Source organism: Bacillus siamensis KCTC 13613, from assembly GCF_000262045.1.
GTDB lineage: Bacteria > Bacillota > Bacilli > Bacillales > Bacillaceae > Bacillus > Bacillus siamensis.
Genome location: NZ_AJVF01000015.1, coordinates 56,600 through 71,969 on the forward strand (window position 1 = coordinate 56,600; position 15,370 = coordinate 71,969).

The 15,370-nt window shown below is 46.7% G+C and carries 11 protein-coding genes; 3 read left to right on the forward strand and 8 right to left on the reverse strand.

Going from position 1 to position 15,370, the window contains the following annotated elements:
- Nucleotides 1-59: 59 nt before the first annotated feature.
- A complete protein-coding gene (locus tag Y79_RS0104420; protein ID WP_016936602.1) occupies nucleotides 60-1,943 on the forward strand; it encodes a terpene cyclase/mutase family protein in 1,884 nt (627 codons plus the stop codon).
- The gene (locus tag Y79_RS0104425; protein WP_016936603.1) at nucleotides 1,940-2,785 is read left to right on the forward strand and encodes a superoxide dismutase; all 846 of its coding nucleotides are present in this window, start codon (nucleotides 1,940-1,942) and stop codon (nucleotides 2,783-2,785) included. The genes Y79_RS0104420 and Y79_RS0104425 overlap by 4 nt, the downstream gene beginning before the upstream one ends.
- 39 nt (nucleotides 2,786-2,824) lie before the next feature.
- Here Y79_RS0104425 and Y79_RS0104430 read toward each other — a convergent pair whose 3' ends face one another.
- On the reverse strand, nucleotides 2,825-4,162 hold the full coding sequence (locus Y79_RS0104430) for a sodium-dependent transporter (RefSeq protein WP_016936604.1): 1,338 nt from the start codon (nucleotides 4,160-4,162) through the stop codon (nucleotides 2,825-2,827).
- Nucleotides 4,163-4,366: 204 nt separating this feature from the next.
- On the opposite strand from Y79_RS0104430, the gene Y79_RS0104435 reads away from it, so the two are divergent.
- Nucleotides 4,367-5,338 carry a bile acid:sodium symporter family transporter gene (locus Y79_RS0104435; protein ID WP_016936605.1) on the forward strand — a complete coding sequence of 324 codons (972 nt, stop codon included), beginning with the start codon at nucleotides 4,367-4,369 and terminating at the stop codon, nucleotides 5,336-5,338.
- A 27-nt stretch (nucleotides 5,339-5,365) separates the two neighbouring features.
- On the opposite strand, the gene Y79_RS0104440 is transcribed toward Y79_RS0104435, so the two are convergent.
- The 7 genes from Y79_RS0104440 to Y79_RS0104470 form a co-directional block, all read right to left on the reverse strand.
- Nucleotides 5,366-6,112: an MBL fold metallo-hydrolase gene (locus Y79_RS0104440; RefSeq protein WP_016936606.1), complete on the reverse strand. Its 747-nt coding sequence runs from the start codon at nucleotides 6,110-6,112 to the stop codon at nucleotides 5,366-5,368.
- Between the two features lie 73 nt (nucleotides 6,113-6,185).
- On the reverse strand, nucleotides 6,186-7,433 hold the full coding sequence (gene odhB, locus Y79_RS0104445; RefSeq protein WP_016936607.1) for a 2-oxoglutarate dehydrogenase complex dihydrolipoyllysine-residue succinyltransferase: 1,248 nt from the start codon (nucleotides 7,431-7,433) through the stop codon (nucleotides 6,186-6,188).
- 15 nt (nucleotides 7,434-7,448) lie between these two features.
- Nucleotides 7,449-10,283, reverse strand: coding sequence for a 2-oxoglutarate dehydrogenase E1 component (gene sucA, locus Y79_RS0104450; RefSeq protein ID WP_016936608.1), 2,835 nt, complete (start codon nucleotides 10,281-10,283; stop codon nucleotides 7,449-7,451).
- A 227-nt stretch (nucleotides 10,284-10,510) separates the two neighbouring features.
- Nucleotides 10,511-12,427, reverse strand: a complete 1,917-nt coding sequence (locus Y79_RS0104455; protein WP_016936609.1) for a vWA domain-containing protein — start codon at nucleotides 12,425-12,427, stop codon at nucleotides 10,511-10,513.
- Nucleotides 12,428-12,437: 10 nt separating this feature from the next.
- Nucleotides 12,438-13,328 (reverse strand): AAA family ATPase, encoded by an 891-nt coding sequence (locus Y79_RS0104460; protein ID WP_016936610.1) that lies wholly within the window; start codon nucleotides 13,326-13,328, stop codon nucleotides 12,438-12,440.
- 77 nt (nucleotides 13,329-13,405) lie between these two features.
- Complete coding sequence (locus tag Y79_RS0104465) at nucleotides 13,406-13,996, reverse strand: superoxide dismutase family protein (protein ID WP_016936611.1); 591 nt, start codon at nucleotides 13,994-13,996, stop codon at nucleotides 13,406-13,408.
- Nucleotides 13,997-14,076: 80 nt separating this feature from the next.
- Nucleotides 14,077-15,318 (reverse strand): C40 family peptidase, encoded by a 1,242-nt coding sequence (locus Y79_RS0104470; protein ID WP_016936612.1) that lies wholly within the window; start codon nucleotides 15,316-15,318, stop codon nucleotides 14,077-14,079.
- Nucleotides 15,319-15,370 lie beyond the last annotated feature (52 nt).

The window sequence follows — 15,370 nt, forward strand, 5'->3', positions numbered from 1 at the left end:
TTTGTGTCATGCCGCCTTTTGCATATGAATATATATGCTTCTGAAGGAGTTGAGCGAGTGTGAGCACAATTCGTGAAAAAGTCAGAAGCCGCCAAAAGAAAACCATCTCCCTATTAAGAGAAAAGCAAAATGCTGACGGCTCATGGTCATTTTGTTTTGAAGGCCCGATTTTGACAAACGCCTTTCTGATCCTCCTTCTCACTTCTCTCGGAGACAATGATAAAGAACTGATCGCTGAGCTTGCAAAAGGCATCCGCGCAAAGCAGCGTCCGGACGGAACATTTGCCAATTATCCCGATGAACGGAAGGGAAATGTGACCGCCACTGTACAGGGCTATGTCGGCTTGCTGGCTTCCGGCTTATATAACCGTTCTGAAGCGCATATGATTCAGGCCGAACGTTTTATCATCTCTAACGGCGGCTTGCGGAACGTACATTTCATGACAAAGTGGATGCTTGCGGCAAACGGCCTTTATCCGTGGCCCGCACTGCACCTGCCATTATCTTTCTTAGTGATTCCCCCGTCTTTTCCGCTGCATTTTTATCAGTTCAGTACATACGCGCGGATCCATTTTGTGCCGATGGCTGTGACGCTTAATAAAAGATTTTCACTGAAAAATCCCAACGTTCCTTCTCTCGCACACTTAGATCCGCATATGACCAAAAATCCGTTTACATGGCTTCGTTCCGATCAGGAAGATGACAGAGATCTCTCTTCTCTATTTGCGCATTGGAAACGGCTTTTACAGATTCCTGCCGCTTTTCACCAGCTTGGTCTCCGTACGGCCAAAACGTATATGCTTGACCGGATTGAAGAAGACGGCACATTGTACAGCTATGCGAGCGCCACTATTTTTATGGTGTACAGCCTGCTCGCTCTCGGTGTATCACGCCACTCCCCCGTTATCAGAAAAGCGCTTGCCGGCACGAAAGCTTTACTCACGTCTTGCGGCAATATACCGTATCTGGAAAATTCAACATCGACCGTTTGGGATACGGCGCTTCTCAACTATGCGGTCATGAAAAGCGGCATTTCAGATAACGATCAGATGATAACAAGCGCCGCCCGCTTTCTGCGTGAACGGCAGCAGACGAAAGTGGCGGATTGGGCCGTCCACAACCCGCTTGCAGAGCCGGGAGGATGGGGTTTTTCAAACATCAATACGAATAATCCTGATTGTGATGACACAGCGGCAGTGCTCAAAGCCATCCCGCGAAAACTTTATCCCGGCTCATGGGAACGCGGACTGAGCTGGCTTTTGTCCATGCAAAACAGTGACGGGGGCTTCTCTGCTTTTGAGAAAAATGTCAATCATCCGCTGATCCGCCTGCTCCCGCTTGAATCGGCTGAGGAAGCGGCCATTGACCCTTCAACAAGCGACTTAACCGGACGGGTGCTTCACTGTTTAGGGGAAGCGGGGCTTTCTTCTGATCACCCCCAGATTGAAAAAGCCGTCCAATGGCTGTTCCGCCATCAAGAAGAGAATGGTTCATGGTACGGCAGATGGGGTGTCTGTTATATTTACGGAACATGGGCTGCGCTGACGGGCATGAAAGCTTGCGGTGTCAGCCAAAACCACCCGGCCGTAAAAAAAGCGATCCGCTGGCTGAAGTCTATTCAAAATGAGGACGGAAGCTGGGGAGAATCCTGTAAAAGCGCAGAAATCAAAACTTATGTCCCCCTTTCTTACGGAACGGTTATACAGACGGCATGGGCTGCGGAAGCCTTGCTGCAATACGAAAAACCACATCACCAGGCCATCACAAAAGGCATATCTTTTCTTATTGAAAACCGGCATTACGAGGGAGCTCCTTTCAGCTATCCGACTGGAATCGGCCTTCCGAAACAATTTTACATCAAGTATCACAGCTACCCGTATGTATTTTCTTTGCTTGCGCTCAGCACTTTTATGAAAGTGAGTGAAAAGGAGGAAGAAAAATGAAACGGCACGCTTATCAAACCGAGATGCTGAATTGGTGTGAAACCTTGAAGGAACAAGTCATTCAGCAAGGCCGGTTCGATCGCTTCGCGGCACAAATCGACCGGATTTTTCACACTCTTCAGGATGACGGATTAACGGAGGCGGAATGGTACGAACAGGCATCAGGACTTTACCGGGACATTACCCAATCGGAAGAGCCGGATGAGCCCAGAGCTTTTGTGCCGATCGGCAAGCATGTACTGCCTAAGCTGCCTTACAGTTATTCCGCACTGGAACCGTATATTTCAAGGGAAATCATGAAACTTCACCATACAAAACACCATCAGAGCTATGTTGACGGTCTGAATCATGCTGAACTGGAGCTGAAAAAAGCGCGGCAGATGAAACAGTACGACTTAGTGGCGCATTGGGAGCGGCAATTGGCGTTTCACGGCGCCGGCCATTATTTGCACAGTATTTTCTGGTTTTCCATGAACCCAAACGGAAAAAGACGGCCGACGGGCGCTCTCTTTCAAATGATTGACTCATCATTCGGGAGCTATTCTGCTTTTAAAGAACAATTTTCTCAGGCAGCTAAAAAAGTCGAAGGAGCCGGCTGGGCTATCCTTGTCTGGGCGCCGCGCTCGGGGCGGCTGGAGATTTTGGCAGCTGAGAAGCATCAGCTTTACAGCCAATGGGACGTCATTCCTTTGCTCCCTTTAGATGTGTGGGAACACGCCTATTATTTACAATATAAAAACGACCGTGCGGCTTACGTGGATCAATGGTGGAATGTTGTTGACTGGCGGGAGGCGGAGAAACGGTTCGAGCAAGCGCACCGCGTAATGTGGCCGCTTTATTAAAAAAGCCCCCGTTTTGAACGGGGGCTTGCTTCTTTTGATTTAAAAAATACCGAGCACATGCAGAAAAACAATAATAATGGCTACAGGAGACACATAACGGATTAACAGGAGCCAGACTGCAAACCATTTCCGTTTAATGCCTGAACCGCTTTTCAGTTCATCAAACAGCGCCTGTTTCGGAATTTTCAGCGGGACGAAAACAGCAATTAAAAGCGCGCCAAGCGGCATTAAGACATTGCTGACCAGAAAGTCCGCGGCGTCAAAAATACTGCGGTGAAAAATTGAAACATCACTCAAAATTCCATATGACAGCGCAGAAGGCACGCCGACAATAAAGATGGCCAGTCCCCCAATCCATGCATACCGCTTTCGTTTTGCCGAATCGCCTTTTGACAAAACGGCAACCAAAATCTCAAGCATTGAAAAAGCCGATGTCAGCGTCGCAAATAAAAACAGCAGCAAAAAGGCGAGTAAAAACACGATACCGAACGGCATATGGTTAAAGACGGTCGGAAGCACGTTAAACAAAAGCTGCGGGCCCTGATCCGGCTTTAGGCCGAATGAAAACACCGCCGGAAAAATCGCCACGCCCGCCATCACGGCAACAAGAACATTTAATACCGTCACTGATACAGCGGATTGAACAATATTTTCTTCTTTTTCTAAATACGCACTGTATGTAACCATTACGGATACTCCGACGCTTAACGAGAAAAATGACTGTCCCATCGCATATAAAATGGTATTGGCGTCCATCGCGCCGAAATCGGGCATGAAGAAGAATTTTAACCCCTTCGCTGCATCATGAAGCGTAACGGAGCGGATCATTAAAAGAATAAAGAGAATAAACAGAGCAGGCATCAGCACCTGACTTACTTTTTCGATGCCGCTGCTTACCCCCTTTGCAACAACTAAAATCGTCAGCACGATAAACAGCAGCTGGCCGAAAACCGCTGCATAAGGGTTTGAAATGGTATCGATAAATAACGTATCAAATCCGGATGTGAGCGATAAACCGCCTGTAAAGCCCTTTATAATGTAGATTAATATCCATCCCCCCACTACGCTGTAGAAGGATAATAGAATAAAACACGTAATGATTCCGAGATATCCGATCCAATGCCACTTTTTCCCCGGCGCAAGCGCCTTATAAGATTCAACGGCGTTTTTTTGCGTTTTTCTGCCGATAATAAATTCAGCAAGCAGAAGCGGCAGTCCGATTAAAATCGTAAATAAAATAAAAACGAGCAGAAAAGCGCCGCCTCCGCTGGTTCCCGCTACGTAAGGGAACTTCCATATTGCGCCGAGCCCGATTGCAGAGCCGGCCGTAGCTAAAATAAATCCCAGCTTAGATGACCATTGATTAGCTTCTTTCACTTCAGCACTCCCAATTCATTTCAGTATAAAAATCAATTGTAAGAATATATGTCTGAATAGTCAAGAAGATATTAGTTGACATAATATAATTATAAAAAACTTATATTTAATATTGAATTATTCAGAATATTATTTATAATGGAATACAGAAAAGTCAGTCAGATTTTCTGACTTGATTGATTGGATGAAAAAGGAGCTGTGTTTATGGAATGGATGAAAAAAATAAGCGGGTTTGCGGGACAAACTTTCGGCTTATGGGTGATCGTCTTTGCTGGTTTAGGATTTGCCTATCCTGATTTGTTTTCTTGGATCAGTTCTTATATGACGGTTTTTCTAGGTATTATTATGTTTGGAATGGGGCTTACTCTTCAAACAGACGATTTTAAGGAATTAATCAGGAAACCTTGGCATGTCATCATCGGGGTCGTTGCTCAGTTTACGATTATGCCGCTTACGGCTTTCTGTTTATCAGCCGGGCTCCGCCTCCCCGCAGAAATTGCAGCGGGCGTCATTTTGGTCGGATGCTGTCCGGGCGGCACCGCCTCAAATGTTATGACCTTTTTGGCAAAAGGCAATACGGCGCTTTCAGTTGCGGTCACTACAATCTCAACATTGCTTGCTCCTATTGTAACGCCGGCACTTATAATGCTGTTTGCAAAAGAATGGCTCCCTGTTTCTTTCGGCTCACTTTTTGTTTCCATTATGCAAGCCGTGCTTTTACCGATCATCCTCGGTGTAATTGTGAAGCTGCTCTTCAAAAAACAAGTCGGCCAAGCCGTTCACGCGCTTCCTCTCGTGTCGGTAATCGGCATCGTAGCGATTGTATCCTCTGTTGTAAGCGTAAATCGTGAACATCTGCTCCAATCAGGGCTGCTGATTGTGACAGTCATCATCTTACATAACGGAATCGGATATTTGTTAGGATTCCTGACCGCAAAGCTGTTCAAAATGGATTATGCTTCGCAAAAAGCGATTGCGATCGAAGTCGGGATGCAAAACTCCGGACTGGGCGCGGCGCTTGCGACAGCACACTTCTCCCCTCTGTCAGCCGTACCGAGTGCGATTTTCAGCATATGGCACAATCTGTCAGGATCTGCTCTTGCCACCTACTGGTCTAAGAAAAAAGGGAAAAACAGCGCAGAAGAGGATGAAACGGCAAAGATTCCGCTTTCATAACTGAACAAGGATAGGGCGGCTGCCGCTCTATCCTTGTTTTTTCTGCAGATCACGAAACAGGCGCAAAAGCGCTTTTTTTACATTCCCCTGAAATAAACCTCCATGATAACAAATCAATTGGCTGATATCGTAATCGAGCAGCCGCTCCACGGAACGGACCGCACCTCCCATATGTAACGTATAGCCGGGATGAGCAAGGTTCAGCTTTCCGTCTTCAATAACGACCGCATCGCCTGTGATCATTATTTTTTCGGCAGGCAGATAAAGGCTGATATGGCCGGGTGTATGACCCGGCGTGGCCACAATGCGAATGCCTCCGCACCAAGGAAGCAGCTCGCCGTCAGTAACTGTCCGGTGAACCGGAGCCGATTCGGCTGATTGAAGCGAGCGGATGAACTGTTTTGCATGAGGTTTTGCTTCCTCTGGCAATGAACAAAACGTTGATTCAGCCTGTTCAAGCCGTAACGATTTTTTGGAGCCGTCAATATACGGCGCTTCATGTTCGTGTGCTGTCACGCTGATATCCGGATACAATCGGAGCAATGCAGCGAGTGAGCCGATATGATCTATGTCGTGATGCGTTACAATGATTTTTGTCAATGAATGAAGCGGCATACCGTGCCGGGCAGCAGCATGTTGAAGATGGTTTGTAAAACCGGGATATCCGCAGTCTATTAAAATCGTGTCATGTTCGTCTTGCAGAAGAACCGGCGTGATAGAATGCCCTTCTCCATTATGTTCAAATTCAATCTCAAGCGGATAACAGTTTTTCATCTGCATTTCTCCTCTTCCTCAATAAAAAAAGTACACCGCTTGTAAAAGCAGTGTACTTTTTATCTGACACTAATTATCCTTCCAGCAACAGCTGTTCCGGATCTTCAAGCAGGTTTTTAATGGTGACAAGGAATCCGACCGCTTCTTTGCCATCTACAATTCTGTGATCATATGATAAAGCGATGTACATCATCGGACGGTTTTCAGAGCGCTCGGCATCAATCGCTACTGGGCGCAGCTGAATTTTATGCATACCTAAGATTCCGACTTGAGGGCTGTTTAGGATTGGTGTTGACATAAGCGAGCCGAATGTACCTCCGTTTGTGATCGTGAAGGAGCCTCCTTGCAGCTCACCTAATGTTAATTTATTGTTTCGCGCTTTCTTCGCAAGCTCGCCGATTTCTCTTTCAATGCCGGCGAATGTCAGACGATCAGCGTCACGCACGACTGGGACGACAAGCCCTTCTTCAGCCGCGACAGCGATACCGATATCATAAAACTTTTTCACGATCAGCTCATCGCCTTGAATTTCAGCGTTAAGGAGCGGATATTTTTTCAATGCTGCCACGACAGCTTTTGTGAAGAAAGACATGAAACCAAGTTTTACTTCATTTTGCTCAAGGAATTGGTCTTTACGGCGTTTTCTTAAATTCATAACGGCCGTCATATCCACTTCATTAAACGTCGTCAGCATTGCAGAAGTCTGCTGCACTTCAACCAATCGTTTCGCGATCGTTTGTCGGCGGCGGGACATTTTTTGAACTTCTACAGGTTTGTCAAAGCTTTGCTGTGTTTTTTGAGCCTGCTGTTTCGGCTGTGCCGCAGGTTTTGGAGCCGGCTTTTCATAAGCTTCCACATCATGTTTGCGTACGCGGCCGAGCGGGTCCCCCGTCGGAATTTGTGAAAGGTCAATTCCTTTTTCCCTTGCCAGCTTGCGTGCAGCCGGAGACGCAACCGTTTTTGATTTTGTTTCTGATTGTGCTTCCTGGCTGACTTCTTGAGCAGCCGGTTCAGCTTTTGCTTCCTCTTTCGTTTGTTCATTGGCTGAAGCACTTTCTGAAGGGGCAGGTGCAGAACTTTCGCCAGCGCCTTCTGTAATGGTGCCGATAATTTCTCCTACTTGGACGGTATCACCCGAATCTTTCAATACCTCTTTTAGAACACCCGATTCTTCTGCTGTCAATTCAACATTTACTTTGTCCGTCTCCAGTTCAAGCAAATACTCACCCTGTTCTACATAGTCACCGGGCTGCTTTAACCATTGGGCTATCGTTCCTTCTGAGATTGATTCTGCTAATTCAGGTACCTTAATTTCCGCCATTTTTACATTTCCCCCTTAGTTTTTGCGAGTCAAGCTATCAGATACAATGCGTTCCTGTTCTTTTTTGTGGACTGTCGGATCTCCTTCTGCTGGACTGGATCGTCTTCTTCGGCCGATGTATTGGACATTTACTCCTTTTGGCGCAATTTCCGTCAGATACGGGCTGATATAACTCCATGCCCCCATGTTCTGCGGCTCTTCCTGAACCCAAACGATCTCTTGCAGGTTCGGCAGTTTGGCGAAAAGTTCTTTCGTGTCTTTTGCCGGGAACGGATACAGCTGTTCGATTCTGGCAATATGAAGCCAATCTTTATCGCCTTCCATTTTGTTAAAGTGATCGCTGATGTCAATTGACACTTTTCCGCTTGATAACACGACGCGAGTCACTTTTTCGTAAGCGTGGGAAAGACCGGACTGCTCATAGACCGGCTTGAATCTGCTTTCGCTCAGTTCCTGCACTTCAGATACCGTATTCGGATTGCGCAGCAGGCTCTTCGGTGTCATGATCACAAGCGGGCGGATTTCCTCACGAAGCAGCATTTTCGCTTGTCTTCTTAAAATATGGAAATATTGAGCCGCACTTGTCAGGTTGGCCACCGTCCAGTTGTTTTCTGCCGCCAGCTGCAGGAACCGCTCGACGCGGCCGCTGGAGTGTTCAGGCCCCTGTCCTTCGTAACCGTGAGGGAGCAGCATGACTAATCCTGATTTTTGTCCCCATTTTGCCCGTCCTGCAGAGATGAATTGATCAAAATAGACTTGAGCCGCATTGGCAAAGTCCCCGTACTGCGCCTCCCACATCACGAGCGTTTCAGGTGAATACACGTTGTACCCATATTCAAAGCCGAGAACCGACCCTTCAGAAAGCGGGCTGTTATGCACCGTAAATGAAGAAGCACAGTCGTCTAAATGATGGAGTGCAACAAATTCTTCTCCTGTTTCGCTGTCATGCAGCACAAGGTTTCGCTGAGCGAACGTTCCGCGCTCTGAATCCTGTCCGGTCAGCCGGATCGGCGTGCCGTCTTTCAAAATGGAAGCAAACGCAAGCGATTCAGCCAATGACCATTCCACTTTACGATCATCATCAAACGCTTTGGCGCGTCTTTCCAAAATTCTTTTCAGCTTGCCGAACACGTTAAAGGATTCCGGCCAGTTGATGAGTTCGCCGTTCAGCTTGCGGAGAACATCAAAATCAATGGCTGTGTCAACGTCAGGAAAACCGTTGGACACCGGCTCCGGCAATTCGATTTCCCGTACGGCGTCTTCTTTTTTGGCGGGCACCTTTTTATAGGCGTCTTCAATGCGTTTTGTCACTGCCGTTTCAATGTTTTGCGCTTTTTCCTCGCTGATCAGGCCTTCACTTACGAGTTTTTCCGCAAAGATCCGCTTGACAGTCGGGTGTTTTCTGACGGCGTCATACAGCATCGGCTGTGTCGTGGACGGCTCATCCATTTCATTGTGGCCGTACCGTCTGTACCCGATTAAATCGATTAAGAAATCTTTATTGAAACGCTTCCTGTATTCGACCGCAAACTTAACGGCTGACAGGCATGCTTCAGGATCATCCGCGTTGACGTGAACGATCGGGATTTCATAGCCCTTCGCCAAATCACTGGCATATTTTGTAGAACGGGATTCATCGCTTTCAGTTGTAAAGCCGATCATATTATTGGCAATGATATGAATGGCCCCTCCGACCTGATAGCCTTTCAGAGAGCTTAAGTTCAGCGTCTCAGCGACAATTCCTTCTCCCGGGAACGCTGCGTCACCGTGTATTAAAATGGCGAGCGATTTTGTTTCATCTTGAACCGGGTACCCCTTTTGCGTTCTTGTTTCCTGTGCCGCCCGCGTGCTTCCTTCAATAATCGGATTGATGAATTCCAGGTGGCTCGGGTTATTCGCGAGCGTAATCCGCGCGCTTTTGGTTTCAGCATCCTGAAGCTGTCTGTCTGCACCGAGGTGGTATTTTACATCTCCCGTCCAGCCGTAGCTGATTCCGATCGAGCCTTCAGACGGTACAAGATCTTTATTCGGCGCGTGCTGGAATTCTGAGAAAATAATCTCATATGGTTTTCCGAGCACATGCGCGAGGACATTTAAACGGCCTCTGTGCGCCATTCCGATATTGACATTGGTTGTGCCTGCTTTCACAGACTGGGAGATAATGTCGTCAAGAACCGGCACAAGCGCGTCTAATCCCTCAATTGAGAAACGTTTCTGACCGACGAATGTCCGGTGTAAAAATTGTTCAAATCCTTCTACTTCCGTCAGTCTTTCTAAAACGGCTGACAGTTTTTCCGGTGAATTTTTCCGGAAGAGTTCTCCGGATTCGACCATTTTTGTAATCCATGCGCGCTCTTCAAAATCATGCACATGGTCAAATTCAAAGGAGATGGTTCTTTTATACGTATTGCGTAAATGCTGGATGGCTTCTAAGCCGTTCGTTATATTGGCAGGTGCGTCTTTACAGATGACAGACGCGGGTATTGCTTTCAGTTCTTCTTCTGTAAGCCCGTACTCGGATAACGGAAAGAGCTCGCTCTTTATTTGATCCTTTCTGAGCGGATTGACGGAAGCGTTCAGATGGCCATAGGTTCGAATATCTTCTGCAAGTTTAACTGCTGCTGCGATCTTTTGAATCAGATCTGCGGTGACGCGTCCCTGTTCCTTTGTTCCCGATGCCTCTTTTATCTGGCTTGGCGGAGCGCCGAGTTCGTCAAACATGTCTTTCAGATCCGGATCAATGCTGTCTGGATCTTCAGCATATTGGTCGTACAGCTCCAGTGCGTAGCCGAGGTTCGGTCCGTAAAAATCTTCCCAATTCATTCTTTGTTTCATATTATTTTGAAACATTTGAATATTACCCCCAACCTAGATAATCAAGTGATCATTTCACTATCTTGAAATAACTTTTGAACACTGTGCCCAAAATTATGTAATAAAAACGCTTCCAAGGATATTTTACCACTGATTGTGTTTGGATTCTACCTTGATTGTTCACAAAATAGTAAAAAAAACAGATCCATAACGAAAAAATTAAATCATTTTAAAATAAAAAGCGAAAAAGCATAGGAAAAAGCTTATCCTATGCTTTTATGAAGCAGTTTTTTCAAGAGCGGATACAGCACATCGGGGAGCTGATCGACATCCGGAACAAAAATACTGTACTTTCCGTACATATCCTGAATGGTTTTCATCTGGGATTCTTCTATCGCGGTATTGGACAGAAAAACATTTATGACTTCGATCCCTCTTTTTCTCGCTTCGATGACAGCCTCGCTCGTATCGACGATGCCGTTTTGCTCGTAGCCGAACGCTGCGGGCTCCCCGTCTGAAAACACGATTAAAAATTTTTGTGCCTCACTCCGCCTCATCAGCTGTTTTGTCATTTGTCTGATGGCATATCCGTCTCTGTTATCTTCCTCCGGCGCAAGCTGCATGATCAAAGGACCCGCCGCCTGCAGCAGCGACTCTTCAAACGGAATCACCGTATTGAAGAAGTTCGGCTGGCTCGTTTCGGTCGCTTCGTTTGTATCCTCCCAAAAACCGACGATCTGGTGCGGAACGGACACTGATTTCAATGCTTCATGAAAAAGGACGATCCCTCTCTTTGTTTCATCCATTTTGTCGAACATGCTGGCCGAACAATCGACAAGCAATGTAAACACAGCGTCAATTTCTGAAGACGGATCCTGCTTTTTATAGAAAAGGCGCGGATTCCGTTCCGTAAAGTAGCGGAGCAGCTTGCGATTCAGCCTGCCTGCATGAAGATCGGTCCGCGGGAGCGTTTTTTTGTGCTCAAGTGTTTTTTGTATCATCTGCTTCAGGCGCTTTTGATATGATTCTATCGTTTTCGCCTGCTCTTTATAAGACTGTTCATCTTCCAGAGACGCTTTGTGCGGTGTTTGGTAAACCGGGAAGGCAAATTTGTTTTCTTTTCCGTCAGCCAGTCCCGCTCCCCCGTGTTCATCCTGTCTGGATTCAAGCGCTTCCAGTTGCGAATAATCCTCTCTTTTCGTCTGGCGTGCTGAGCCTTGAACGGAGCCGAGCGCCTGATCACCGTCATCGCCTTCTCTGGCGGCGTCATTCCCAAGGTCTGATTTCGCGCCGTGTTCAATATCAAATTGAAGGAAACTTTTTGACGGCGCTTCAGTTTCCCGGTGCCACGTATTCATTTTCTCTTCATGGATATCTTCATCTCCGTCGGAAGACTCAGGAAGCGTGATATCGTCGCTTAATGACGGCGCTCTTTTGATGCTTTCGAATAAAGGCTCTTCAGCCGCTTTCTCGTAATCAAGTTCCGGCAGAAAGAAATAGGTGTTCAGCATATCTTTCTCCAGCACTTCATCAAGGCCTTCCATGAGGTCTTCTGTTATTTTTGCGATCTGTTGCGTAGATTCGGCCTCATAAACCCGGATAAGCTGTCGTTCAATATACGGTATCATCATATCAATATCTTCCTGCATGGAGGGAATGCCTTCAAGCGGAGACTCAGCCGTCAGTTTGACAAACATCGCGCAATACAAAGCGTCGGTGAAAATACTCCGTTCCAAGTTCAATGTCAGCTGTGTTGTGAAGTATTTCCTGTACATTTCTCTCCGCTTCTGAAATACACGTTTCGTTCCCGGCCGCTCTTTTTTGATCAGCTCTTCAATTCTGATATCTTCAAGCAGCATGAACAGCTGCTTGGCAAAGCTTTGGCGGGTAAAGTGCCGGCGGACATCATTTAAAAACCCTGCAAATTCACGGAATGAGCTGCTGCGTGTTCCGACAGCGCGCAAATACACATCGCTTTTCAAGCCGGCTTCCATATCCCCGGCTGATCTGTCTTTCCAAAAGTGGCTCATGTAAATTTTCTTTTCAAAGGGATTGTAGTAAGACTGCACACCGTATTCTACTTCCACTTCACTGCTTCTGGTCAGTGTTTTGGCCAGATCAGTCAGCATCATGAACAAAAATGAATCGATCGTGCTGTCGTTAAATTTGATAAACTTCATTGTATATCCCTCATTCGAACAGCGTTTCTGCAATATTTCTGACAGCGGCTTTCTCTCTGTCGTCATCAAGCTTTTCCACGATGCCTCTTTCAATCGCCCGTTTCGGCGGAATATACGCAGCCAAGTCGCACGTATCAATGAGAGCCCTGATTGACGCCGCTTCCTCTGACACTTGTCCGTTATGCGCTTGTGCGATTAAATCAGAAGACAATGTCATGAAACGTTCAATTAATTTCTCATCTTTTAAAACAGACTGAGAAGTCAGAACCTGCTTCAGAAGGCTTCCTTTAATATACGGAACATCAATAATGACAAAGCGGTTTTTAAGGGCTTCGTTCAGCGGCACGGTGCCGACGTAGCCTTCATTAATTGCGGCGATGACACCGAATCCTTCGCTCGCCTTAATCACTTCTCCTGTAAACGGATTCGTCATCATTTTTCTGTAATCAAGCACGCCGTTTAAAATCGGAAGGGTTTCAGGCTTTGCCATATTGATTTCGTCAATGTATAAAAAATGCCCCTCGTTCATTGCCGTTGTTACCGGTCCGGGAACGAATTCAATTGTCGCCTTTCCGTGTTCATTTTCAATCGTTTTATAACCGACAAGCGCTTCTGCATCAAGGTCTACGGAGCAGTTGACGCTGTGCATCGGTTTATGAAAATAGTTCGAAAGCGTTTCCGCCAATTTTGTTTTCCCTGAACCCGTAGGTCCTTTTAATAAGATATTTTTTCCCATTGTCAAAGCGATGATCGCATCGAATATAATCGCTTTATCTTCGGCCTCATAGCCCGATGATCCGATTAAATCCTGAAATTCTTGGGAAACGGGATGATTCTGATAAGCTTGCAGTTTGTTTTGTATATCTTGGGGCAGTGATAAGTGCTGTAATTCTGAAGTCATAGGTGATGTTTCCTTTCCATTCATATTCCATAACCGAGTATACTAAAAAAGCCCTTGTATACTCAATACAAAAGGGCTCATTCCCTGCGGGCGCTTTTTGTCAGAGGAGCGCAGGCGATTCTGGCTCCGGAATTTCCGCTCGGGTTTGTTAAATAATCATCCGTATGTTCATGAATGACAAACGCGCTCCCGTCCCGGTCAAGCAGGCTGAGTCTGCTTCCTTCTTTTAAAGAAGTCTGCGGCGCGTTCATAATGACATCCACTTTACCGTCAGCCCCCACTTCAAGATTGGGGAGATCCCCGGCGTGATGCCCCATCGGATTGTTGAAGCCGTGCTCTTTGTTCAAAGGGTTGAACGGGCCGCCGGCTGATTCGAAATCAGGTGTCTGGCACACCCCTTTATCATAAATATGAAACCCGAGAGAAGCGCCCGGCGGCAGATGTCCTGCTGATATATGGATGTCTGACCCTTCCTCATCAGAATCTTTCACTTCAATATATCCGATGTTTTTACCTTTTTGATTGATGAGTCCGGCATGCTCGCGGTATGCTGACGCCTCCAATGCGCGGCTTTCTTCATGTTTTTTGGGCGGAACTGGAGCGGGCCTGCCTCCGCAGCCGCCAAGCGTGATTGATGCGAGCATGAGAAAAAGCAAGAGACGGTTCATGCCTTCTCCCCCTTATTTTTACCCATCAGTCTTGTCAAAACATAAATTTGGTAAACAAAAAAAGCCCCGAAAGGCTTTTTTTAAAAATAACTGCGCGCTCCTAAATAAGCTTTTTTCCAATATGGATTGCTTAAGTTTGAAATTTCAACCCCGGAGGAACTTGCGTGAATGAAATCTCCTCCGCCCAAATATATTCCCATATGAGAAGGACCTGATTTATATGTCGTAAAGAAGACGAAGTCTCCTGCTGACGGCTGGCTGATTTGTTTCATTGTATTCCAGTATCCGGCGGTGCTCAGACGGGAAACAGAGCTTACCTTATTTAAAAGGTAATAGATATAGCCGCTGCAATCGAATCCCGCAGGCGTATTGCCTCCCCATCGGTAAGGCACGCCGACATATTTTTTTGCTTCGCCTATCATTCTGTCAATCTTCGACCCTGTCACCGGAGGTTCGGGAGTATGAGGTTTGTTTGGCTTTGCCGGCTTGTTTTCCGGCTGGCGCACAGGGTCTTCTGTTTTTTCCGTCCCGTTTATCACGAGAACTTGTCCGATTTGCAGCACATCAGTTGTCAGTTTATTTTTTTCTCTGATGAGCTGGGCGGTGATGCCGAACCGATTGGCAATTTTCCAGAGGGAATCGCCTGCTTTTACTTTGTATGTGGACGGCTTCTCAGAAGGGTTTGGATGAGATGGCGGTGTCGTGCCGCTGTTTCCGTTATGTGGAGAGCCTTTGGTTTTTAACACTTGGTTCGGATACAGCAAGTCTGACGTTAATTGATTCAGCTTTTTCAGTTCAGCGATGGTGATGCCGATTTGATTGGCGATTTTCCACAGCGAGTCACCCGGTTTTACAGTGTAAGTCCCTGATGCGGCTTTATCAGGTTTTGTCTGTTTGCCGCCTCTGTCCGTGCCGGGGGCAGACCCTTTAATTTTCAGTTTTTGGCCCGGATAGATGACATCTGAGCTCAAACGGTTCAGGCTTCTCAGCTCCGAAACACTCATGCGGTATTTTTTTGCGATCACCCATAAGGAATCTCCGTATGTAACCGTGTAAGCGCCCGTGCCTCGTTTTTCCTTTTGATTTGTTTTATGTGTGCTGCTGCCGTCTGGAATGTTCAGCCGCTGTCCGGGGTAAAGTATCGTTGATTTCAATTTATTTTCCGCCTGGAGGGCTGAAATGCTTGTATGATATTGCCGGGAAAGCTTCCAAAGAGAATCGCCGCTTTTTACTTGAATGGTTTTTGCTTCAGCGGGATGCACGGCGAAGGTTGAAGTCATTACTGCAGATACAGCCAGACCGGCTGCGATTTTTTTCTTCATATAACGAAAAACCTCCTATTTATCATTGCTGAAAGGGGCGTTCCTTTTCTTC